The organism is Flavobacterium frigidimaris (assembly GCF_002217275.1).
Taxonomy (GTDB): Bacteria; Bacteroidota; Bacteroidia; order Flavobacteriales; family Flavobacteriaceae; genus Flavobacterium; species Flavobacterium aquidurense.
This window is the reverse complement of sequence record NZ_MUGV01000037.1, coordinates 40,879-66,040: the sequence shown is the minus strand read 5'-3', so window position 1 is coordinate 66,040 and position 25,162 is coordinate 40,879. Positions and strand designations below refer to the sequence as shown.

16 protein-coding genes are annotated in these 25,162 nt (G+C 35.6%); 7 read left to right on the top strand and 9 right to left on the bottom strand.

The window, feature by feature from the left end:
• The first annotated feature begins 39 nt into the window (after positions 1-39).
• Both B0A65_RS19035 and B0A65_RS19030 read left to right on the top strand, forming a co-directional pair.
• Positions 40-459, top strand: a complete 420-nt coding sequence (locus B0A65_RS19035; protein ID WP_074663418.1) for a hypothetical protein — start codon at positions 40-42, stop codon at positions 457-459.
• Positions 460-671: 212 nt separating this feature from the next.
• On the top strand, positions 672-1,061 hold the full coding sequence (locus B0A65_RS19030; protein ID WP_074663421.1) for a helix-turn-helix transcriptional regulator: 390 nt from the start codon (positions 672-674) through the stop codon (positions 1,059-1,061).
• A gap of 52 nt (positions 1,062-1,113) precedes the next feature.
• On the opposite strand, the gene B0A65_RS19025 is transcribed toward B0A65_RS19030, so the two are convergent.
• On the bottom strand, positions 1,114-1,446 hold the full coding sequence (locus B0A65_RS19025; RefSeq protein ID WP_074663424.1) for a YegP family protein: 333 nt from the start codon (positions 1,444-1,446) through the stop codon (positions 1,114-1,116).
• A gap of 485 nt (positions 1,447-1,931) precedes the next feature.
• Between B0A65_RS19025 and B0A65_RS19020 the strand changes: the two genes are divergently transcribed.
• Both B0A65_RS19020 and B0A65_RS19015 read left to right on the top strand, forming a co-directional pair.
• Complete coding sequence (locus B0A65_RS19020; RefSeq protein WP_242670314.1) at positions 1,932-3,074, top strand: XdhC family protein; 1,143 nt, start codon at positions 1,932-1,934, stop codon at positions 3,072-3,074.
• A gap of 10 nt (positions 3,075-3,084) precedes the next feature.
• On the top strand, positions 3,085-3,672 hold the full coding sequence (locus B0A65_RS19015; RefSeq protein ID WP_074663429.1) for a nucleotidyltransferase family protein: 588 nt from the start codon (positions 3,085-3,087) through the stop codon (positions 3,670-3,672).
• Between the two features lie 186 nt (positions 3,673-3,858).
• On the opposite strand, the gene B0A65_RS19010 is transcribed toward B0A65_RS19015, so the two are convergent.
• A complete protein-coding gene (locus B0A65_RS19010) occupies positions 3,859-4,998 on the bottom strand; it encodes a cysteine desulfurase family protein (protein WP_074663431.1) in 1,140 nt (379 codons plus the stop codon).
• Positions 4,999-5,167: 169 nt separating this feature from the next.
• Here B0A65_RS19010 and B0A65_RS19005 point away from each other — a divergent pair, with 169 nt between their 5' ends.
• Genes B0A65_RS19005 through B0A65_RS18995 form a run of 3 tightly spaced genes read left to right on the top strand, consistent with a single transcriptional unit; the run spans position 5,168 to position 9,005 of the window.
• A complete protein-coding gene (locus B0A65_RS19005) occupies positions 5,168-5,809 on the top strand; it encodes a 2Fe-2S iron-sulfur cluster-binding protein (RefSeq protein WP_074663433.1) in 642 nt (213 codons plus the stop codon).
• Positions 5,806-6,786, top strand: coding sequence for an FAD binding domain-containing protein (locus B0A65_RS19000; protein ID WP_074663436.1), 981 nt, complete (start codon positions 5,806-5,808; stop codon positions 6,784-6,786). The genes B0A65_RS19005 and B0A65_RS19000 overlap by 4 nt, the downstream gene beginning before the upstream one ends.
• 8 nt (positions 6,787-6,794) lie before the next feature.
• A complete protein-coding gene (locus B0A65_RS18995; RefSeq protein WP_074663439.1) occupies positions 6,795-9,005 on the top strand; it encodes a xanthine dehydrogenase family protein molybdopterin-binding subunit in 2,211 nt (736 codons plus the stop codon).
• Positions 9,006-9,444: 439 nt separating this feature from the next.
• Here B0A65_RS18995 and B0A65_RS18990 read toward each other — a convergent pair whose 3' ends face one another.
• The 7 genes from B0A65_RS18990 to B0A65_RS18960 all read right to left on the bottom strand — a co-directional run bounded on the left by B0A65_RS18990 (position 9,445) and on the right by B0A65_RS18960 (position 25,000).
• On the bottom strand, positions 9,445-10,008 hold the full coding sequence (locus B0A65_RS18990; protein ID WP_074663441.1) for a DUF2911 domain-containing protein: 564 nt from the start codon (positions 10,006-10,008) through the stop codon (positions 9,445-9,447).
• Between the two features lie 97 nt (positions 10,009-10,105).
• A complete protein-coding gene (locus B0A65_RS18985; RefSeq protein WP_074663444.1) occupies positions 10,106-11,935 on the bottom strand; it encodes a glycoside hydrolase family 2 protein in 1,830 nt (609 codons plus the stop codon).
• A gap of 133 nt (positions 11,936-12,068) precedes the next feature.
• Positions 12,069-14,492: a glycoside hydrolase family 2 protein gene (locus B0A65_RS18980; protein ID WP_074663447.1), complete on the bottom strand. Its 2,424-nt coding sequence runs from the start codon at positions 14,490-14,492 to the stop codon at positions 12,069-12,071.
• Positions 14,493-14,586: 94 nt separating this feature from the next.
• Positions 14,587-15,765 (bottom strand): glycoside hydrolase family 88 protein, encoded by a 1,179-nt coding sequence (locus B0A65_RS18975; RefSeq protein WP_074663450.1) that lies wholly within the window; start codon positions 15,763-15,765, stop codon positions 14,587-14,589.
• 381 nt (positions 15,766-16,146) lie between these two features.
• Positions 16,147-17,664 carry a RagB/SusD family nutrient uptake outer membrane protein gene (locus B0A65_RS18970; protein ID WP_074663454.1) on the bottom strand — a complete coding sequence of 506 codons (1,518 nt, stop codon included), beginning with the start codon at positions 17,662-17,664 and terminating at the stop codon, positions 16,147-16,149.
• 12 nt (positions 17,665-17,676) lie between these two features.
• Positions 17,677-20,679 (bottom strand): SusC/RagA family TonB-linked outer membrane protein, encoded by a 3,003-nt coding sequence (locus tag B0A65_RS18965; protein WP_074663457.1) that lies wholly within the window; start codon positions 20,677-20,679, stop codon positions 17,677-17,679.
• 214 nt (positions 20,680-20,893) lie between these two features.
• A complete protein-coding gene (locus tag B0A65_RS18960; protein ID WP_074663460.1) occupies positions 20,894-25,000 on the bottom strand; it encodes a two-component regulator propeller domain-containing protein in 4,107 nt (1,368 codons plus the stop codon).
• Between the last annotated feature and the right edge of the window lie 162 nt (positions 25,001-25,162).

Here is a 25,162-nt window from a genome sequence, read left to right as displayed (position 1 = left end):
TACGATAGATTCTTGTATTTCTAAAAACAATTAATTACTATGTTCATTTCCCTTACTCATGACCAGGTGCAGTTTTGCTATGGATCAATACGATGGCAATACGATTTTAATGAAATTGCAGAACTCGTTTTACTTAAAAGAAAGAAAACCTACATTCTTGAAAACTGTGCTTTTATTGCAGTTACGGCTTTCGCTTATTATTGCATGCTTTTTACCAATGTAATTGCGCTGTATTATATAACGCCTACTTTGCTGTGTTATGCGATCCTGATCATTTTAAGATTTCATAACAAGGTTGATTTTGAATATTATGTCGTGGTAAAAGACATTTATAAAAAAGAAGTTGTTGTTAAAATTAGTGCTTCAGACCGCCCCGCAATAGGAAAACAAATTGATCAGTATCTTAACTATCAATACGATCAGATAGTGCAGAAAACAAAAACGCGAACATCAAAATGAATCGATTATTATCCGAAATACCCGATTATGACTTGATTTTTATTGCCGTTGCTGTTGTTTATGGCTTCATAATTACAACGAAAAAAAAATAAAAAAATCCTGTTTCATTGACCTACATTTGAAGCAGTATCAGATTTCTAAAAAAAATATAGCTACAATCCTTAAGTTTAGTAGCGGCTGATTTAGCTATACATGTCCCCCAAATCAAACTTATGGCCACTTCAATAAAAAGTAAAATCAAAAGCATTAGAGAGTTAAAAAATTACACTCAGGAATATATGGCAGATCAATTAGGCGTTACTCAGGCGGGTTATAGTAAAATTGAAAAAGGAAAAACTATTTTATCTTATATTAAATTGGTAGAAATAGCCCGAATTTTAGAAGTTAGTGTAGAAGATATTATCAGTTTTGATAGCGAAAGATATTTCAGTAGTATTAATACCGTAAAAGGAAATAGCAACAACGGTAGTATTTTAATTAATCCTGATAATAGTGTTGCCTTAAAAGAATTGTATGAAGATAAAATCAAACTTTTGGAAAAACTTCTAAGTAAAACAGAAGAAGAATTAAATCGTTATAAAAGAAAATTTGGTCAAATATGATATAAAAAAACGAGGCTTCGAAGGGCCTCGTTCTTAATTTGTTTCTATAAATTTATGATGTTTGATCGTCTGTAGTTGCGTCGGGAGCATTTGATTTTACGGATGCGATTCCGTTATCTCTTGCTGATGTACTTTCATACATTTCGCTGGCACCAATAATTTGGCCGTTGCTGGCTTTTAAATTGAAATATGGTTTTCCGTTGCTTGATTCTTTTTTGTCAAATTTGCTGTCGTCCTGCGAATTGGTCTTTACTGATTCGATTCCGTTAAGGCAAGCTGCTTTTGTACTATAGCCTTCGCTAGTTAAAATTGTTTGTCCATTTCCTGCTTTTAAATTGAATTGGAATTCGCCGTTAGTTCTTTTAGTAATTACAAATTTTCCCATATTATTTATTTTTAAGTTAGGTATTAAATAAACTTTGCTTTAATAAAAATACAAAACTTCGGTAGATAAATACGCTCATAGAAAAAATATATTGATATAATAATCTAATTTTAAGATTGTTTCTAAGAAAATAGATTTTTGAAATTTAAGATGCAAAATAAAATAGCCCAAAAGGCTCTTGAAGACTGTTTTTTTTGAATTAATTAATGCTTCAGCTCTAAATTACTAACTATAATATAAACGCAAAGATTGTACAATCAGAATTACGCTTTAGGTCTTACTTTGGATAATTCATTTCCGGCTTTAATTTGCTGCGAAATTAGAATTGAATTTTGGAAATTAAATATTTTTGTAAGTTAATCCGTATTTTAAAACTTATCGTCTCTGCTCAACGCTTTATATCGAAATGTAGAATAGATTTTAATTTAAGTAAGAAATGAAATTTAAGAAAAACATCAAACTTTAACCGTAAAAAACATTTATTTTTGTTAGTAACCATTATTACTATGAAGGAAATTAATGAAATTCTAAAAGCGTACTCAGAAGCAAAAAAAGCTGGTAAAAAGACTGCTTTGGCCACTGTTGTAAAAGTCGAAGGCTCGTCTTATCGTCAGCCTGGGGCGCGCATGCTGGTTACTGAAGATGGCAATCTGACGGGTGCGATAAGCGGTGGCTGTTTAGAAGGCGATGCTTTACGAAAAGCGCTTTTGTCCATTCATCAGCAACAGAATAAATTAATTACCTACAATACAAGCAATGAAAATGATAGTGAAGTTGGACTGCAATTAGGCTGCAACGGAATCGTTCATATTCTTTTTGAATATATTAAGGATGATGTAATTAATAATCCAATACAACTTTTAGCGCAATTGGAAACAGAGCGAAAAACAGCTATAATCGAAACTATTTTTTCACTTAAAAGAAATGCACCACAAATGGGTACTGTTTTATTTTACAGACAAGAATCAGATATTTTACATAGTGATGACATCGTGATAAATACTATTCCGGATGTAAAAAAAGCACTTGAAAGTAAAATGAGCATGATAAAAAAAATACAGGATAACAATGAGAACGAAGCATTAATCGAGTGCATAGAGCCAGTAATTGCTCTTGTTGTTGCCGGTGCAGGAAATGATGTTCAGCCTTTGGTAAATATGGCATCTTTGTTAGGATGGGAAACAACAGTAGGTGATGGAAGGGCAACACATGCGACAGCAAAACGTTTTCCTGAAGCCAAAGAGACCCTTGTTGTCAAGTCGGAAGAATTTCTGGATAATATTCCTATTGATGACCAAACTTATTTCGTTTTAATGACGCACGATTACAAATACGATTTGACAGTTTTAAGATTGCTTTTAAAGAGAGATTGTAAATACATTGGTATTCTCGGACCAAAATCAAAATTAAACCGAATGTTCGACGATTTAAATGCCGAAGGAATAAATTTGAATGAAGAACAATTGGATTGTATTTATGGCCCAATTGGACTTGATATTGGTGCTGAAACCTCAGAAGAAATTGCCTTATCGATTGTAGCAGAAATTAAAGCTGTCATGAGTGGAAAAAGAGGAACTTCACTGAAATACAAAACACAAAAAATACACGATTCAAAAGTAATAATCTAAATAAAAGGTGATGACGGGCATTGTAATTTTAGCAGCTGGAAATTCGTCAAGATTGGGACAGCCAAAACAGTTATTGGGATACAAAGATTCTACTCTTTTAAAAAATACGATTGCAGAAGCTTTTTTAGTGCCAGATGTGGTTATAATGGTTGTAACTGGTGCAAACAATCAGTTGATAGAAGAAGAACAGGATCCTTCGCGAATAAAAATATGCTTTAATCCCGATTGGGAAATGGGAATGTCATCTTCAATTGTAAAGGGCCTTAACACATTATTACACTTATATCCGGATTGTGAAAATTGCATTTTTGCCGTATGCGATCAGCCGTACGTTTCGAGTCTCGTTTTCGAGAGTTTAATTAAGGAACATTCCAAAACCAAAAAAGGAATTGTAGCTTCAGCCTATTCCGGAACAGTAGGAACACCAGTGCTTTTTAATAAAAAATACTTCGGTGAATTAGCAACTTTGCAAGGACAAGAAGGAGCAAAAAAAATTATAAATGCATATTTAGAAGATACGGTTTCAGTTTCTTTTGAAAAAGGCAATATCGATATTGATACGGAAGACGATTACAATAAACTTATTTCGGGATTTTAAATTGGTGTAAGTTTAACCGCAATGCACGCTAAGATTTACGCAATGTTCGCAAGGTTTAAGCATCCAGAAGCCTCGGGATGCAAATTTGAATTAAAAATAATCGCGCAAACGCGCAACGTTTTATTTTAAGCTATTTCTTTGCGTCTCTGCGCCTTTACGCGATTAAAAAAATAAGCGACTTTATCTTTAATTATCTTTTAATTGTTTTATCAAATCGGTGACTCTTTCAATTGTCTCTTCAATTTCTTCTTTAGTTGTAAATCGACTTAAACTAAATCGAATCGAACTCAAAGCAGCTGAATCGGATAAACCTAAAGCTTTCAATACATGCGAAGGTTGTGATGTCACAGAAGAACACGATGAACCATTGGAGACTGAAATATTTTGCAAAGCCAAGATAAGGTTCTCAGAATTAACGCCCGGAAAACAAATATTAGTAGTATTGCAAATTCGGTTTTGAGTATTTCCGTTTACGAATGATCCTGCAATTTTTAAGAGACCATTTTCCAGCTGATCTCTCAATAGTCTAATTCTATTCTGATTGTTATCTGTTTCTAAAACAGCAATTTCAGCGGCTTTACCTAAACCAATAATTCCAGGTACATTTAAAGTTCCGCTACGAAGTTTTCTTTGTTGGTTTCCTCCATTTAGTAATGGTAATAATTTTATTTTGGCTTCCGCCGAAACGTATAAGGCACCAACACCTTTTGGACCATAAAATTTATGTGCAGAAAGTGCCAGAAGATCAATTCCGAGTTTTGTCACATCAATAGCCATCTTTCCAATTGCCTGAGTTGCATCACATAAAAAAAGCACATTTTTAGCATGTGCAATGCCTGATATTTTTGCAATATCCTGAATGACACCTGTTTCATTATTAGTAATCATTACAATGACAATCAGTGTTTTATTTGTAATCACCTCACTTAAAATGTTAACATCTAATATCCCATCAGAAGCGGCCGGCAAGTACGTAACTTCGAAGCCATTACTTTCCATATAATGACAAGTTTCAAGAACAGCTTTGTGTTCTGTTGCCACTGTTATTATATGTTTTTTGTTTTCATTTGCCAAACCTTTAATAGCTAAATTAATCGATTCTGTTGCTCCGGAAGTAAAGATGATTTCTTCTTCATTGGAACCAATTAGCTTCGCTGTTTGCCAGGCGGCATTTTCGACCGCTTCCTGAATTTCTAATCCGGCGAGATGACCACTGGTGGCATTGGCATAAAGATTTGTAAAATAAGGAAGCATAGCACCGAGCACTCTTTCATCAAGACGAGTGGTAGCGTTATTGTCTAAATATATGTTGGGTAATTGAGGCATAAATAGTGCTTAATGACGTAAAAATACAATTTTGTAATTTAAAAATGCTCTTATTTATTACTCAACTAAATTACGAGTTTGTGTGAATTTTATAAGTATTTATTGCGTAGGATTGTTAAATTTGTTAGGAATAACTTTTTGATTTTTTCTAACTTAAAAAATACCAGGTATGGCTGCCAAAAAATCAACCAGAAACAAATTGACAGAAGATGAATCGAATGCATCTCGTCGGGACTTTTTAAAGAAGTCGGGATTGTTTACCGCTCTAGCTTTGGCACCGCCTTCATTAGTAATGGCTTCTGAAAAGAAATGGGATGAAAAAATTGCGGAATACCTGGAAACGGTTCCCCTTTCTCTTGAAGTAAACGGCGTAAAACAGAATCTCAATGTGGAACCTCGTACGACTTTACTGGATTTACTTCGTGAGCAGTTACATTTAACCGGAACTAAAAAAGGTTGTGATCACGGACAATGTGGTGCGTGTACGGTTCATGTTAATGGCACAAGAATTTTATCTTGCCTGACATTAGCATCCATGCAGCAAAATGCTCAGGTAACTACAATCGAAGGACTTTCAAAAGGAAAAAAACTACACCCAATGCAGGAAGCCTTTATCAAAAATGATGGTTTTCAATGTGGCTACTGTACTCCCGGACAAATCATGTCAGGAATTGCCTGTATCAAAGAAGGTCATGCCAACAGCAGAGAAGAGATTAGAGAATATATGAGCGGTAATATTTGTCGTTGTGGTGCTTATCACAATATTGTTGACGCTATAACCGAAGTTAAGGAAGGAGGGATGCTATCATGAAAAACTTCCAAATCATAAAAGCATTATCATCGGGCTCTGCCGTATCAAGTATTGCCAAGGAAAATTCGGCTATGTTTATTGCCGGAGGTACCAATCTTGTCGATTTGATGAAGAAAAACGTTGTGGCTCCGGACAAATTGGTTGATATAACGGCATTAGATTTAAAAAAGATAGAATTCCTAACGGCTAAAACTTCTATTGGAGCCTTGGCAAAAAACAGTCAGGTTGCCGAAGATAAAGCGATAATAGAAAAACACCCTTTGCTGGCAATGGCTTTAGCGGCCGGAGCTTCTCAGCAAATTAGACATATGGCAACGGTTGGCGGAAATATGTTGCAGCGTACGCGTTGTTCTTATTTTTACAATACAGATATGCCTTGCAATAAACGTGTTCCAAAAAGCGGTTGTGGTGCCATTGGTGGATCAAATCGTATGCACGCTATTTTTGGTGCATCTGATAGTTGTATTGCCGTTCATCCGAGTGATATGTGTGTAGCTTTGGCGGCACTGGACGCGACAGTTTTAGTGGAAGGTCCAAAAGGGAAGAGAGAAATTAAATTTACTGAATTTCATCGCCTTCCCGGAAATACACCAGAAAAAGACAATACACTTCAAAATAAAGAATTGATCACTTCAGTTGAAATTCCGAATAACAACTTTACTAAAAATGTACATTATTTAAAGGTTCGTGACAGAAGCAGTTATGCTTTTGCCTTGATTTCTGTTGCCGCGGCTTTAGATATTCAAAACAATACAATCAATGATGTCAGACTTGCGATGGGTGGTGTGGCACATAAACCATGGCGACTTACTGAAGCAGAAGAGTTTCTAAAAGGAAAAACAATTTCAGAAACGATTTTCAGACAAGCGGCTGATTTGGCGATGAAAGGCGCGAGAGGTTACGGAGATAATGATTTTAAATTAACCCTGGGACCAAACGCAATTGTAGAAGCATTAACGATAGCATCATCTAAATAATTTGAATTATGAGCAAGACAAGTAATATAAATAGAGTAGATGGATTTGCTAAAGTAACAGGCTCTGCGACGTATTCGGCTGAATATAAAACGGATGGTGTAGTGTATGCCTGTTTGGTAGGAAGTACGATTGCAAAAGGAAGAATCAAAACGATAGATACCAAAAAAGCCGAATGGGCACCGGGAGTTTTGGCGGTTATTTCGCATTTAAATGTAGATAAACCGTCTGGTTACGAAAAAGCAAAAGATCCTCATAATTTTGGACAACCGCTTCAGGTTTTTAAAGATGATACGGTTCTGTATTACGATCAGCCCATTGCAATGGTAATTGCAGATACTTTTGAGCGTATGCAATATGCGGCGACTTTAATCAAAGCAGAATATATCAAAGAAGAACATATCACGGATCTTCAAAAAGCAAAAGTTAAAGAGAAAAAAGTGGAGACCGATAAAGGTGATGATTATCACCGCGGCGTTCCTGACAATTATAAAAATGCAGCTGTTGTTTTAGAAGAAGAATATACAATTCCGACAGAAGTGCATAATCCTATGGAGCTGGCTAATATTATTGCCAAATGGGAGGGAAACAAACCAACCGTTTTCACCAAAACTCAGGGTGTTGAAGGGACAAGAAAAAGTATTGGAGGTGTATTTGGAATTCCGCCAGAAGATGTTTCGGTAAATTCAGAATATCTTGGAGGTGCTTTCGGAATGGGCTTACATACCTGGCCTTATGAGATTGCAGCCTTAATTGGGGCTAAAAAATTAAATCGTCCGGTCAAATTAGTACTTCACAGAGAGCAAATGTTTACCAATGTAGGATTTAGACCTTATACGATTCAGAAAATGGGCTTAGGTGCTACAAAAGAAGGTAAACTGACGGGTTTAACTCATGAAGCTGTAGCGATGACTTCAAGTTATGAAGATTTTATGGAAGGAACGGTGAACATGTCCCGATTTATTTACAATTGTGATAATGTTTCAACCCGATATCGTATTGTAAAACTGGATACTTGTACACCAATCTGGATGCGTGGTCCGGGTGAAGCGACTGGTTCTTTCGCCTTAGAATCTGCAATGGACGAATTAGCCCATAAATTAGATATGGACCCAATTGAGTTCCGCAAATTAAATTATGCCGAAAAAGATTTAGAACAAAATAAACCCTGGAGTAGTAAATACCTTTTAGATTGTTACGAAGGCGGAATGGAACGCATTGGCTGGAAAAACCGTAAAAACAAACCAGGTTCAGTAAAAGAAGGTGAGTGGCTGGTAGGTTACGGAATGGGAACAGGAACTTTTGGATGTTACAGAAGTCCAACTTCTGTAAAAGCAAAATTTTTGGCCGATGGAAATTTAGTTTTACAATGTAGCGTAAATGACATGGGTCCCGGAACAGCAACTATGATGACGGCAATTGGTGCCGAAATTACGGGTTTACCAAGTGAAAATGTAATCATCCAAATGGGAAGAAGCGGTTTAGCAAAAGGTCCAACACAAGGAGGATCTGCAACGACTTCATCAGTAGGTTCTGCTGTTCATGATTCTTGTAATTTACTGGTAAGTAAAGTTCTTGGATTGGCCGGGGCAACTTCAACTTTTAAAGGAACTCCTATTACCGATTTAACTTTTGCAAATGGTGTAATATCTTCTGCAAAAGATGCTTCTAAAACAGTTTCTTTAGCCTCATTAATTAGCAGTAATAAGCCGGAAGATTTTGAAGTCGAAAATACATCCAAAGGAAATGAAGAAATGAAAAAATACTCCATTTATTCGTTTTCGGTACATTTTGTAAAGGTATTGGTAAATCCGAATTTAGGAAAAATAAGGTTGGCGCATGTAGTCTCGTGTGCTGATATTGGAACTGTAATCAACCAGAAAACTTCTGCCGGACAAATGTACGGAGGAGCGGTTGGCGGAATCGGAATGGGGTTGATGGAAGCATTAGAAATCGATCATCGTTTTGGTCGTCCGATAAATAATAATTTTGCCGATTACCATGTTCCGGTAAATGCTGATATTGAAAAACAAGAAGTATTTTTTGTCAATAAAAAAGACCCAATCAGTAATCCGATGGGAACAAAAGGTCTTGGCGAAACTGCTTTGGTAGGAATGGCGCCTGCAATTGCAAACGCTGTTTTTAATGCCACAGGAAAACGTGTTCGGGATTTGCCGATTACGTTGGATAAAATTTTGGAACCGAGTGTAGCAAATGCATAATACATTGATTTTATAAAAAGAGAAACACATTATTATGTCTCTTTTTTGTTTTTCAGCATTATTTCAAACATAGCCCGTGGTTTTAACCACAGGGACATATTTCATGATGGATTGCTTGCGTCCCAATGGTTGAAACCAGTGGCTATGTCTATATAGCATTTTATTGAATCTGAGCTTAGTCCGTCCCAATGGGACGTAATATTTATAGCTATTAATAATTACTATAATAAAACCCAATCGAGGTGAAATTTTTAGATTACAAAAGCATACTATGATGTCGCTCCGCTTGAGCTCTAATACAAAATGAAAATAATTGCTACAAACATGACGCTCCGATGGAGCTATGATATAAAATGTAAATAATTGCTACTTTAAAGTTTAAAACAAAAAAAAAAGAGACATCGTAAAATGTCTCTTTTTGTTCTCATATAACGATTTATTACTTAATCGTAATCGGTAATTCAACTGTTGTTTTATCCCAACCAATAACTAAGTTCGTTACAGCTCCCTGAGTTGTAAAAGCAATTGATAAAGCTTCAATCACAGTCGAAACTGGTTTTACAGGAACTGAAACCCTAACTAAATCTTTGCTTTCATCATAAGCGTAAGCTCCCCACATATCAAGCTCTTTGTTGATAATGATGGTCCATTTGTCTTTCTCCGGAATAGCAAATAAGCTGTAAGTCCCGGCAGGAACTGCAACACCATTAATAGTGGCTGGTTTGTAAAATTTAATTTCTGTATTCTCGTTAGCACCAACTCTCCAAACTTCACCAAACTTAATCAAATCACCAAAAATTGCACGCCCTTTAGCTGAAGGTCTTGCATAAGTAACTTTAATTGAAGGTGAAGGCGTATCCGTTTTTTTGAATTTAACAGATTTGCCTGGGAAATAAGAAATGTCAACCGGACTTGCATCTAACGGAGCAAATTTTACTACGTCTTGTGCCTGAACTGTAACGGCAGTAAATAAAATAACTGCCAGTAAGCATAATTTTTTCATAGGATTACAATTTTTAGAATTACTACAAAGTAAGTTAATAATGAAGAAAAATCATATAATTACAGTTTGTTTTTTGTTAATGAATTGGTAATGCTAATTACTGCTGGTTTTCTTCTTTTTTCTTCTTTGCGTACCAATCCTGCATGATATAAAAAGCTTTCTTTTTATTTCCATCGTTCGAAATCAGACCTTTTCTGTTGTATTCGTCCTGAATACCCGGAAGTAAACGTCTTGGAGATCTGAAATCAACTAAAATCCAAGGACTCAAACCACTTAGATGAGGTATTTTCTCAATCATTTTTAAGTTCTGAATGTATAAGTACTCCTGATATTCTTCTGTCCAGCGCTCATTTTTTTCTCCATGTAAGCCTTGTTTGGCATCTCCTCCAAATTCAGAAACTATAACCGGTTTGTTGTATTTTGTTTTCCAGAATATCTTTTCCGCATCTTCCAGTTTTCCACCGTACCAGCCTAAATATTGATTGAATGAAATTATATCCAAATAATCGCCAATTGCATCATTAATAGTTCCAAATCCTGCGCTATCACTTTGGGTCAATAAAGCCGCACTGATTAATCTTGTGTTGTCTAAAGATTTTGTATGATCTACCAGATTTTTGATAAAAGCATTTCGCGCATCAGATATTGGAGTTTCATTTGCCATTGACCATATAATAATACAAGCTCTGTTTTTATCTCTCGTAACAGCAGCTGTCAATTGATCCTGTGCATTTTTATAAGTGTCTTTATTAGTGAATTCTACTGTCCAATACACCGGAATTTCTTCCCAAACCATTAATCCCATTTTATCAGCCGTTCTGATAATGTTTTCATTGTGTGGATAATGTGCCAGACGAACATAATTACAGCCCAATTCTTTTGCCCAGTTTAACAAACGCAAAGCATCTTCTTCAGAATTCGCGCGACCGCCTTTTGCATTTTCTTCGTGAATCGAAATTCCTCTTAAAAAGATTGGTTTTCCATTCAATAAAATTTTATCTTCTTTTGTTTCAATGGTTCTGAAACCAATATTGTCTTTCAATTTTTGCCCGTTATAATCAATAGTTACATCATACAATTTTGGATTTTCAGGAGACCAATAGGAGATTTTTTTCACCGGAATTTCAAAACTCAAAATTCCATCAGCACCCACTTTTCCTTTGTAGTTAATTTTTAATTCCGGAATCGAAATCGCTACCGCATTTTTTACTGCATCAGGATTACTGATTTTCACAAAACCGGAAATCAAACCTGCATTGCTCTTTTTAAGCTGAATGTTATAATCTTCTACAAATGATGCTTCTTCTTCAATTAAAGTCACATCGCGCGTTATTCCGCCATAATTCCACCAATCGGTATTGATAGTTGGAACATCTTCTTTATGACGTGTATTATCAACTTTAATAACCAAATAATTGTCTTTTGGTTTTACAATCGAAGTTACTTCATAATTGAATGGCGTAAATCCACCAATGTGAGTTCCTAATTTCTTTCCATTTAAATAGACATCTGCTTTGTAATTGATCGCTCCCAAGTAAACAAAAAGACGTTTTCCTGCTTTCAAATCATAATCAAAAGATTTTTTGAACCAAACATTTCCTTCGTAATATTTAAGTTCCGGAACCTGCGAAGTCCAATCACCCGGAATATTTATTTTTGGAGATTTATCAAAATCATATTCCACTAATTCCTGTTTGTTTACTGCATGATAATTACTGTAATAAGCGGCGTTGGGTGCTTTTGCCTGCTTGTCATATTCATCATGATGAAAGCTGTAATAGCCCGTTTCATAAGGGTCAACAATGTAATTCCAAACGCCGTTTAATGAGGTTGTATTTCGGTTTGGAACGTTTGAGATTAAGTTTTGATTTTGTGCCTGTCCGAAAAGGGATAGGGTTAGGAGTAATGTGGTTATTAGTTTTTTCATTAGTAATGTTATTTGTTTTTATTGTAATATAGGGATGTTTTTTAACCGCCAAGTCCGCAAAGATTTACGCAAAGTTCGCAGAGCTATTTTTAAACTTTGCGAACTTTGCGTTTTTCACTTTGCGTCTTTGCGGTTAAATTTTCGGTTCAATTTTCAAATATTCTCCTTTAAAACTCTGATTCAAAGCCGTCATTTCAATCGGTAGACCAGAACCATCCGGTATAACTTCAATAGATGCTTTTCCGTTTGCCATTTTTATGGATTCACTTCCTGTCGGAGTTCCTTGATTTTTCAAGGTTTTTCCGCCTTTCATACATTGAAAATAAACACTTTCTTCGTAATCCAGACAACGCAAATTGTTATTATCAATTGCAATTGCCGTAACCAGATAATTGCCATTTTTTAATTTTTGGGATGATAATTGTAACGAAGTTGCCGTATCATTTTTGTTGAAACGATAGTTTACTTTTAAAGTATCTGATACCGTTTTTCCGTCTTTGTTTTTCCCGATGGCAACCAGAATGTTATCTCCTTTTTTAAAATTAACATCCCAAGTTAAACCATTTGCAGGATATAGCGAAAGATTTCTTAATTTTTCTCCAAGTGATTTACCATCATGATAAAGTGTAACCCGCTCACAATTACTGAATACACTCAATATTCTGGGTGTGTTTTCAGGTCCCTGGCGCTCTGTCCAGGTATGTGATTCGATGTAGGTAAAAGGCTCTTTGCTCCAGTAACTTTTAAACACATAATAAGCGTCTTTTGGAACCCCGTTTCTGTCGACCAATCCTTTTTGGTTCATGTACGGAATAGCATCTTCTGGTCGCAATGGCGTTGCAAAATCCTTAAATGCCCATTGTACGTTACCCACGAACGTTGGATCATTCTCGGATATATGCAAATGCCAGTCAAATAAATCAACGATATAATTCTCACTCCAATCACCAATTTGTGCAATATTCGCAACTTTGGTTTGCACAATTGCTTCTTCCCAACCTTCGGCTTTTATGACATTTTCGCCCGTAATCGGATTTTCGCTGTGGCGGCCCACATGACTGTCTCCGCCATATTCGGCATGAATGAAATGTTTGTATTCTTTCTTGTAAACGTCAATCGCTTTTTGGTAACTTTTGTAGCTTCCGGAATACCAGCCAGACCAGATAGAAGGGGAGAAAACGTCTACAATCTGCGAACCTTCATAATACTTTCTAATCGCTGTTTTTCTGGTGGGATCAAGTTGGTGTGCAAGATCGTTCAGTTCGGTTAAAAACACGTTTGTTTTTTCCGGATTGTCTCCGTCAGGAAAATCAGGAAGCCAGTTCATTTCATTCCCCAATGACCAGATGATGATACTTGGATGATTGTAATTTTGGTTGATGATTTCTGTCAGCATATTTTTGGTATTTGTCTGCCAAAGTTCATCTCCAATTCCGCCGCGACACCAGGGCAATTCATCCCAAACTAAAAGTCCAAGTTCATCACAGGCTTTATAAACTTCAGGATCTTGTGGATAATGTGCCAAACGAACAAAATTAGCACCCATGTTTTTAATAGATTTCATATCTGCCCAATGTTGCGCATTGCTCATCGCAGCGCCAACGCCGGCTTGTTCTTCGTGACGATGTGTTCCGCGAATCAACAATCTTTTTCCGTTAAGATAAAAGGGGCCATGATCTTTAAACTCAAACCATCTGAAACCCACTTTTTCGTTTACGCTGTCTTTAATTTGATTTTTCTCGGATAAAGTAGCGGTAACGGAATATAAATTCGGATTATCGGTATCCCATAATTCCGGATTTTTGATATTCTCGAAAGTGATATTCGAAGTTTTCTCTGATACCACAATTGTTTTGCTGGCCACTTTTTTTCCTTTCGGGTTTTTAAGCGTCACCGTTAACGATAAATCCTTTGCATTTTCAGTATTTATGGTCGAAGCCAGAATTTGTACCGAAGCTTTTTTTGCAGAAACTTCCGGAGTTGTAATTTTTAGATTATCGATGCGACTTTTGTATTGAGATAACAACCAGACATCTCTTGTAATTCCGCCATAAATAAAGAAATCGCTCTTTTGGGACGGAATTATTTCGATGTCATAACTATTATCCACGCGTACAAAAATATCGTTATTTCCTTCTTTTATTAAGTTGGTTATATCGATTGTAAAACCAATATAACCGCCAATATGTCCGCCAGCTTCTTTGCCGTTTACATATACTTTTGTAGTTACATTTGAACCTTCAAAATATAAAGAATAACGTCGATTTTTATCTATTGAAGAAATAGTCAAATTCTTTTGATACCAGCTTGCATCTCGTCTGTAACCCGGATTTAAGTCGGTTGCGTCTTCGGCGTTCCAGGTGTGTGGTAAATTTATGGCAGTCCAGTTTGTCGCTTTTTGGGCTTCAGAAAGGGCAGGAGTATGATTTTCTAAATACAGCCAATTGTCATTAATATTCATTTTTGTCTGAGCAAAACTGCTGCTCAGAAAAATCTGAAAAAAAACAAAAAGTGCAAAAGTATAAATTGTGTTATTGTGCTGCGGTCGGTTTTTCATTGATTATAAGCTTTTTTAAGGTGCAGAGGTTCATAGGTTCAAAGACTCGCATGGTAAAACCTTTGAACCTTTGCACCTCTGTCCCTTTGTACCTTTATTTGTTACTTTTTCTTAATAATGCTTCAAGAAAATAATAATCAGCATAGATTATGGGTTCATCGATTTCGTCATGTTTTGGCCAGTTTCCGGTACTGTGGTCTAAAATAAATGGTCCTTTTACAGCATCATTTAAAATGTATTTATCGGAATTTAACGAAGTCATTATTTTATCGGCGAAAGCCAAATAACTCTTATTTTTAGTATAACCGTACAATTCATATAAAGCAGAAGCCATAACGGTTGCAGCAGAAACATCCCGGGGCGAATTTGGAATACCCGGATCTTTAAAATCCCAATACGGAATTCCGTCTTGCGGTAAATTTTTATTATTCATAAAAAACTTTGCAGTGGCTTCAGCTTGTTTTAAATAAGCCGGATCTTTGGTATAGCGATATGACATGGTGAATCCGTAAACTGCCCAGCCTTGCCCGCGTGCCCAAACCGAATCGTCATTGTAGCCTTGCAATGTTGTTTTCTTTCTAACTGCTCCCGAAGTTGGGTCGTAATCGATAACATGATAACAACTATTGTCTGCTCTAAATTGATTTTTTAAAGTCGTATTTGCATGTTGTATGGCAATTTCCTGATACTTTTTATTTCCTGATAATTTAGAAGCTTCAAAAAGCAATTCCAGATTCATCATGTTGTCAATGATAACAGGGTAGTCCCAGATTTCCTTACTGAAATCCCAGGATCTGATCGCTCCAACTTTGGCATTAAAACGCTTGCATAATGTTTCGGCACCTTTGATAATAACGGCTGCGTATTCTTGTTTGTTTTCTACTTTTAAAGCTTCTCCAAAACTACAATACACTTTGAATCCAACATCGTGCGAATTACTATTTAGACTTTCTTTTTTGCTGAAAGGTGTCCATTTTTCTGCCTGATTTTTATAGGCTTCATTACCTGTTAATCGGTACAATTGCCATAAGTTTCCGGCAAAGAATCCACTTGTCCAGTCTTTGGAAGGCACTTTTTTTATCAAATTGGTTTTTATGGTCATGCTGCGCGGCATCGACATCGAATCAACCGGATAATCAAGCAGCATTTTATATCTTTTCTCCAGAAGATTTTCTGAAGTTGTAGTAACTTTTGTCTGAGCATTAATCCCGGATTTGCACGATGCCAGTAGTGCAAATCCAAGAATTAAAAAAAATGAAATAACTTTGTTCATACTTACGTAGTATTTTTTGTTTTAAATTAAAAATGGAGAATTAAAAATTAAAAATCTGCTCGTTTTGTAAATTCTATTATATAATCAAATCTTTTTCAGGAGCTAATCCCGCTATCCGTTTCAATCTTTTGTTGCGAACCCCGCAACAAAAGGATTTCCACTTCTATCGGGGCTAGGGCAATCATTTTCATAAGAAATTTTAGCCACGCTTGTCATTTCGACAGAGGAGAAATCTCCACTAGAAGCTCTGCATGCTAAATATCCAATTTTTGTCGAGATTACTTACGGGGATAAAATCTGCAAGAAAAACTAAACGCAATGTTATTAGCATAGTGCCTGCTTCAAAAATTTTTAATTTTTAATTCTAAATTTTTAATTGATCTAATATCCAGGATTATTCGGTTTTAAATTAGGGTTAATAGCTAATTCGGTTCCTGGTAATGGAAATAAATAATCTTTGTTTGGGTCAAAATTTGGGTGTGGTTCAAAACCATTTGGTCCAAACACTTCCGGTCCGTTTTTCAATCTTTTGATGTCGTACCATCTTACATATTCAAAAGCCAGTTCTAATCTTCTTTCATCAATAACCATTTTTTTGAAATCTGCTTTTGAAAGTCCGGGCGTTACATTGGCAGGAAAAGAAACTATTTTACCTGCTTTATTTCTGGCTCTCGCACGAACCCGGTTTACATAACCATCAGCTTCTGTTGTACCCGGTGTAATTTCATTTAAAGCTTCTGCAGCAGTCAGCAATACCTCGGCAAAACGCATCGTGATATAATTGTGTTGTGATGTTCTTCCGTTTGCGCCCGCTTTTCCGGGAAAACGGTAATATTTAGCAATATGCGGACGGGGTGCTTTTTCGTTATCGCTTGAAGGATAAACCTGTAAAGCGCCGCCTGGTCCGGTTTTCTTTCTGATAATGGTATCAAAACTTACCGCTCTTCTGTAATCTCTTTTGTCCCAATCATTAAATACTTTTAAAGAAGGAACCGCAACAGAAAATCCTTGGCCGTAGCTATAACTGTCATCTTTTAAAGATCCTGTAAAAAATGCGGTGTAATCCTGACCGTAATTTCCTGATACCAAGTTGTTAAAATCAATTGTAAATAAGGGTTCTTTTAATGCAGCTGTCTTTGTAGCGTTGAATAAATCCTGAAAATCAGCATCTAAACCTAAACCAAATTTCGCTTCGTTTGTAATTACATATTTCGATTCATCATACGCTTTTTGATAGTTTCCTAAAGTCAGATAAACAGAAGCCAAATAACCTGCGGCAGTACCTTTTCCGGGAACGGCTTTTACTTTTGGTTTGTCTTCCAACCATTGTTTTGCAAACTCCAAATCGGCTATAATTTTTTTATAAACTTCTGCTTCTTTTGTTTTGCCTAAAGAGTTTACCTGATTAACATCATTAACCACAAAATCGACATACGGAATATCACCAAAAATTCGAACCAAATGATAATAAGCGAAAGCTCTTGCAAAATAAGCCTGAGCTACAATGGCGTTTACTTTTGCAGGATCTCCGGGCGTTTTCTTAGCGCCTTCAATGGCCTGATTTGCTGCAGTGATAATGATATACGATTGCGGCCAAAAGTTAGCTACAAGTGCGTTTGTATCGTTCATGGTCATGTCATTTACATCAATACGGGCGGCCTGCGTGGTTCTGTCACCAATATCAGCCATATCATCACGCAACATTAAGGCGATGGTAAATTCTCTTCCCCAATAGTTATTGTGGGCAATATTAGCAAAAGCTCCATTTACAGCAGCTTGTAAGTCATCTGTATTGTTAAAAAAGTTTTCAGGACGAATGATTCCTACTGGCTTTTCTTCAAGGTCAGAACATCCAAAAGTGAATATTCCTAAGAAAAATAAGGCTATATATTTTTTCATAATATGATTCTGTTAAAATTTTAAATTGAAACCAAAAGTGAAAGTTCTCACGTTTGGATAACTTCCATAATCTAATCCTAAATTGGTATTACTTCTGGCGTTGGTGTCGTTTAAATAATTTACCTCAGGATCTGAACCCGGATAATTTGTAATTGTCCAAAGGTTTTGTGCACTCACATAGAAGCGAACTTTGCTCAATCCCATTTTAGAAACTACTTTGTCATCTAAACTATAGCCGATAGAAACGTTTTTCAAACGGATGTAACTTGCATCATACACAAATCTTGAAGTGATTCTTTTTGTTCTTGCTGCATTTGCAGGAACATCAGTATCTGTATGTGTTGGTGTCCAGGCATCTAAAACTTCTGTTGTTGCATTGTTATTTCCTGAAGCCAATTCCATTAAAGTATAATTTAAAATTTGGTTTCCTTCTGAACCCTGAAAGAAGATATTCAAATCCAGGTTTTTATAAGTGAAATCATTATTAAATCCGAAGATGAAATCCGGGTTTGGATTCCCGATAATCGTTTTATCATTTGAATCTAATTTTCCGTCACCATTTATGTCTCTGAATTTTTCTCCACCCGGAGCCGTTTCAAAATTCCCCGGAAGAACAGTTTCTCCTTGTTGAATTACACCATCGTAAATAAATCCGTAGAAAGAACCAACCGGCTCACCAACTCTCAGAATTTGAGATTCTGTTGCAAGGAAATGCCCTGGAGCAGAGTTTATTAATAAGTCTTTGTTATCTGCCAGTTTCAATACTTTATTCTTGTTTGCCGAGATATTAAAGTTCGTAGACCATGTAAAATCAGCACCAATAAAGTTTTTGGTATTGATACCTAATTCCCAGCCTTTGTTTTCTAATTCTCCCACATTTTGAAGCTGAGAAGCAATTCCTGAAATTCCAGGCAAAGGTCTGTTGAATAATAAATCTTTGGTAATCGTTTTGTAATAATCTGCAGTAAGACTGATTCTGTTATCAAATAAACCTAAGTCAATTCCGTAATCCTGTTGGTACGATGTTTCCCATTTTAAGTTCGGATTATCCAAAGAAGTCAACTGAACCGCATTTACTATAACGTCACCGCTCACATCATAAATTTCTGAGAATCGTGATAAAGTAGAGTAGGCGCCAATCGATGGATTTCCGGTTGCTCCGTAACTTGCTCTTAATTTAAGATTTGAAATCGTTTTATTGTCTTTTAAGAAATTCTCTTTCGCAATATTCCAACCCACGGCTCCAGAAGGGAAAGTTCCGTATTTGTAGTTTTTACTAAAGCTTGAAGAACCGTCGCGACGTGCTGTAAACGTAAATAAATATTTATCATCATAATCAAAATTCAACCTTCCAAAAGCAGAAATTAGTTCGGTTTCAGATAAACCTGAATCTGGTTTTAAGAACACTGTTCCCGCACCTAAATTATGATAGGAATTGGTGTTTGTCAGAAATCCTCTTGAAGCAGCATACGAATTTTCGTTTCTGTTTTTTTGATACGAATATCCTCCAAGAACCGTTAAGATTCCTTTGTCGATAATTTCTTTTTTATAGGTCAAATAATTCTCTGTTAAGAAAGAAGAAAAGCGCGTGTTGCTTACAGAAGCTTCTCCTTTTATATTTTTTCCTGCAATTAAAGTAGAAGGAATATATCTTCCGGTTTGAGAATTGGATTCGGTTAAACCTAAAGTCGTTTTGAAATTTAAATCTTTGGTAATTTGATATGAAGCGAAGAAGTTACTTCTGTTGGTAATGTTGATCACTTCCAGAATATTTTCCATTGCAGTTGCATACGGATTGTCAATATCGTCTCCAATTGGAGCGGTAGTGGTATAAGAACCATCAGCATTATAAATTCCTTTATCTGGCATAAAACGGTAAGCAGCGGCAATTACACCCGCAGCACCAGTACCTCCGGCGCTGGTCTGGCTAATGATTCCGTCTTTATTTTGTTTGCTGGTAAATAAGTTCAAACCTATTTTAAACTTATCGCTTAAATCGGCCTCAAGATTACTTACTATAGTGTATTTGTCAACTCCTGAATTGATTACAACTCCATTTTGGTTGTAATAATTTCCTGAAACATAATATCTGATTTTGTCTGAACCACCTGAAAAGGATAATTGTGAATTCGAAATCATTCCGTCACGGTAAATAACATCCTGCCAATCTGTGTTAGCTCCGCCTGAAGTATGCGTTGTAAAACTTTTTCTGTACGCCACAAATTGATCTCCGTTTAATAAATCTAATTGATTGTTTACTGATTGTGTCGAAGTCGAATTACTGAATTCAATTACCGGTGCTCCTGGTTTTCCTTTTTTAGTAGTTACCATGATAACTCCGTTTGAACCTCTTGATCCGTAAATCGCCGTTGCCGATGCATCTTTTAAAATCTCTATAGAAGCAATATCCTGTGGTGCCGGCATCGAAGCACCCGCAAAACCGTCAACCACTATTAGAGCGTCTCCGCTTGCATTGATTGATGTTCCTCCACGAACCCTGATTTTTACCGGAGCGCCAGGTTCACCACCATTATTTGATTGTACTGAAACCCCTGCTGCACGACCTTGTAAAGCCATTTCTGCATTTAATAAAGGATAAGCTGTCAACTCTTTGGCCGTTACGGAAGACACAGAACCTGTAATGTCACTCTTTTTACGAGTACCATAACCTACAACCACAACCTCGTCAAGATTTTTGGTATCTGCTTTTAAGCTCACATTTACGACTGTTTTATTTCCTATCGGAACTTCAACCGTTTGATATCCTACATAATTGAAAACTAAGACAGCATTTTTCTCTGAAACAATTACGGTATAGTTTCCATCCATATCCGCAGATGCTCCAACAGAAGATCCTTTAATATAAACATTTGCACCAGGAAGCCCAAGTAAATCTTCGCTGGAAGTAACTTTTCCTGTGACTTTTCTTTCCTGTGCATTCATAACGATATTTACTAGTAAAAAGAGTACCAGAAAACACCATTTAAGCGATTTAATTTTTTGGTTTGTAAACATTCATTTTTTGGTTTTAAGGTTAGTGTTAGATAAAATAGAATAGCAATAAACTCATTCCGATTATTAGCAGCATGAAGAGTATTTGCAGTAATAAGAATTTTGTTTTCTTCAATTTCATAAGGCAAATTTAGGTTGCGCAAACGATATAGAAATACAAAAAAGGGTATCTAAAAATACAGATACCCTTTTTTAAGCCTTGAAAACGTTGATTTTTTTAAAATACTGACACTGATTTCGAAAATTTGTCAGCAAATTGCGACGGAGTTTCTCCGTACTTTTTCTGGAAGCATTTGCTAAAGTATTTCGGATTGTTAAAACCAACTTTATAACTCACCTCAGAAACATTAAGTTTATTTTGTTCCAATAATTGAGCGGCGCGTTTTAATCGTATTTCATGAATAAATTCATTTGGCGTATAATTCGTCCACGCTTTTATTTTTAAAAACAGCATGGTTCGGCTAACTCCTAATTCGGAGCAGAAGTACGGAATGTCGAATTGTTCGTTCGAAATGTTTTCCTCCACAATTTTAAACGCTTTTTTCAATAGTTCTTCATCTAAAGAAGAAACTGTGATTTCTGACGGAACAAAATTATCTTCGCTTGCGAATTTGTTTTTCAGTCTTTCGGTTGAATTCAGAAGATTTTTGACACGCAGTTTGAACTCCATTAAATTAAATGGTTTACTGATGTAATCATCGGCACCGCTTTCGAGTCCTTCGAATTTATACACTAACGAAGATCTCGAAGTTAATAATATGACCGGAATATGGCTTGTTTTTAAATTCTCTTTTATTTTAGAACAAAGTTCCGTTCCAACCATTTCAGGCATAATAACATCACTGATAATTAAATTCGGTACCAATTGTACTGCTTTTTCAAAGGCAATTTTACCGTTTTCAGCTTCAATAATATTGTATTCTTTTTTGAGTAAATTTTTCATGAAGGTTCGTAAAACCTTATGATCTTCGACTAATAGAATCGTTTGTTTTTCGGTACTTACAACAAGGTCATCAATGTCTTCCGGTTCCGGTATCCCGGCAGTTTTCAATTGATTAGTATATTGAACAATGTCATCACTAATTTTAAAATCCTGAATAATTTCATCGTCTAAAAGATGTGCACGACCTAACGGAAGCGTAACTTTAAAAACTACACCGCCCGTTTCTTTATTGTTGACATCGATGGTTCCTTTATGGAGTTTGACAATGTTTTTCACGATGGATAAACCAATTCCGGTTCCTTTATTGTAGTTTTTCTGAACGTTATTGTGAAGCGGAACTTCAAAAAATAAATCAAAAATTTTATCAATATGTTCCTCGGCAATTCCAGCTCCTGAATCTTCTACGCCAATAAAAAGATTTTCGTGATCGTGATTGATTTTGATGTTGATAGTACCACCTTTTGGTGTGTAACGAAATGCATTCGAAATTAGATTATAAAAAACACGTTCGAGTTTATAACGATCAAAATATACCAGAATTTCTTCTTCAGAAGTTTCAAAAGTATAGTGGTAGCCACCATCTTTGGCATATTCTATAAACGATAAAAAGATTTCTTTGGTAAATTTTACAATATTTCCATTGGCAGATTCCAGTTTAACCTGATCATTTTCCAGTTTTCTGAAATCCATCAAACGGTTAATCAGACTCAAAAGATGATTGGCACTTCCTTCGATGACTAATAACTTTTTATACATTTCATTCGTTCCGTTATAATTGGACAAAATCTGTTGCAACGGCCCTAAAATTAAAGTCAAAGGTGTTCTGAATTCATGCGAAATATTAGTAAAGAAATCCAGTTTTGCCCTGTTGTTTTCTTCAATACGTTTGGTTTCTAAATACTCAAGTTCTAATTTTTGTTTTAATCTGGCTTTTGATTTCATAATCCAGATTAAACCGTATAATGCTGAACCAATTATAATTCCATACAATAAAAATGCCCATATACTGCGCCATGGAGCTGGTTTAACAACAACAGTCAGGGTAGTGGGAACTTTATTCCAAACGCCATCATTATTAGCACCACGAACTTCAAAAACATAAGTTCCCGGATTCTGGATGGCATACATAGCTTCTGTATTTTTTGTAAGTGTCCAGTTATTTTCCAGTCCGGTTAAACGATAGCTGTACTGATTTTTTTTGGATCGAATGTAATTTGGAATCGCAAAATTAATCGAGAAATTAGCCTTGTCATAATCTAAAGTGATGGTTTTGGTATATCCAATACTTTTTTCTAAAATACCTAAGGAATCGTTTGGGTTTGTAGATTCATTTTTAATTTTCAAATCCGTAATCAAAACCTGTGGCGCGTATTGATTTATAGAAATTTTTCGTGCGTCAAAATAAGTTGCTCCGGAAGGACTTCCGAAATAAAATTTATTGCCATCCAATTTTAAAGCGGCATTATCATTAAATTCATTATTTATTATACCATCTTTTTGGTCATAATTGATAACGGTATTTCGGGTAGTACTGTATTTTATAATTCCCTGATTGCTACTAATCCAAAGGTTTTTATCATTATCTTCTAAAATAGAATGGATTGATGTAATGGGTGTATTTTCAATTTTCAGGTTAATTCTGTTGAATTTCTTTCCATCAAAATAATACAATCCTTTTGCTTTTGTTCCTACCCAGATTTTATTCTGAGAGTCCTGAAACAAGGTCAAAATATCATCTCCGGATAGCGAAACATCATCAAAAAAGAAATGTTTTACCGCATATTTATTGGGTTGAAAATTTTGAAGATTAATAAGATTCAATCCGCTCAAGGTTCCTACCCAAAGTCTTTTTTGTTTGTCTACTAATACCGTTCGTACATAATTATTACTTAAACTATTTGGCTTGTTATTCTCATTTCTAATAAATTGAAAAGCTTTAGAAACAGTATTATAACGAGCTAACCCTTTGCTAAAAGTACCCAGCCATAATATGCCGTTTCCTTCTGTTTTGATGGAATAAACACCGGTATCTTTTAATGAATCTTTTAATTGAGGTGAAATTCGCTCGTCTTCAATTTTTTTAGTTAGTGTATTATAAGCTGAAAGTCCTTTGGAGAAAATTCCTATCCATAAAATATTATTCTCAGCAAGGCACATCGATTTAATATCATTTTTGGTCGTTTGTCCAATTTTGTTGTTGATATAACTCGTTGCTTCTGTATTTTTATTGTAAATCGTGATGCCACCACCTTCTGTTCCAAAATAAATATTTTGATTTTTGTCGGTAACGATCGAACTCACTACATCAAAACTCATGGGAATCTTTTTCGAATTCTGATTATAATTGGAGAAATTCAGATTCGAAATATCCCACATACTGACGCCTTTGTAATAACAACCAATCCAAACGGAACCTTTCTTATCAATGAAGATTGACTTTACTTTTTCGATTCCACTATTATTGCTGCTGTTGTTGTTACTATTGTTATTTATCTTTTGAATACTATTGTCTTCTGCCAAAATGTAAATTCCGTCATAAGCTCCAATCCAGATTGCTCCTTTTTTGTCAATACCTAAAGCACGGATTTCACTGCTTATTTCTTTGTATTTTTCGTCAGGTAAAAAGGAAACATAGCTGTTTGTGGCTGTATTAAATTTTAATAGTCCCTTGTTTTTTGTTCCTACCCAAAGATTATTGAAGCGATCCTCTGCAATTGCTGATACATTTAGCAAATCAATAGTATTTAACGGATAATTTTTAAAAGAAAATTTCCCGTTTTTTCTGTTTGTTAACAGGCATAGTCCTTTTGTCGTTCCAATCCAGATCTGACCTTTTTTGGTTTTCAAAATACTCAGAATATTATTGCTTGGCAGCGTTGTAGTATCCGTAGCAGAATGAAGAGCAGAAGTAAACTGTTTTGTTTTTCTGTTATAAACAGATAATCCTTTTGAAGTTCCAAACCACATTTCATCTCCAATTTTCTTTATGCACCAAATGGTATTGCTATTTATGGTATGATTGGTTTTGTCATTTAAATAGCGCTTGAAAGTATTGCTAACAGGATCATAACAATTCAGTCCATTATAAGTTCCAATCCATAATTTTCCGGAATCATCTTCTTCAATAGATAAGATATCATTGCTGATAGACGTTTTGTTCGTAATATCATTTCTAAAAATAGTGAAGCGGCTGCCGTCATATTTATTTAGACCGTCGCGCGTACCAAACCACATCTGTCCAAATTTATCCTGATGTATCGCAATAACAGAATTCTGCGAAAGCCCGTCAGAAGTAGAGATGTTTTTAAGACGATATTTATTTTGGGAAAATATATTCCCGGAAATAAATAATAAAACCAGAAAAGCTATTTTGTATTTCATGGTGATTTTTTTTAAGGTGCAGAGGTTCAAAGGAGCAAAGGTTTTTTGCCACAGATTTCACAGATAAAAAGGATTTTTAGTATAATTTTTCCGCCACGAATTCACGAATTTTATTTTAAAAAATTATGCGCAATCATTCGTGAATTGCTTCGCCTGTTCACT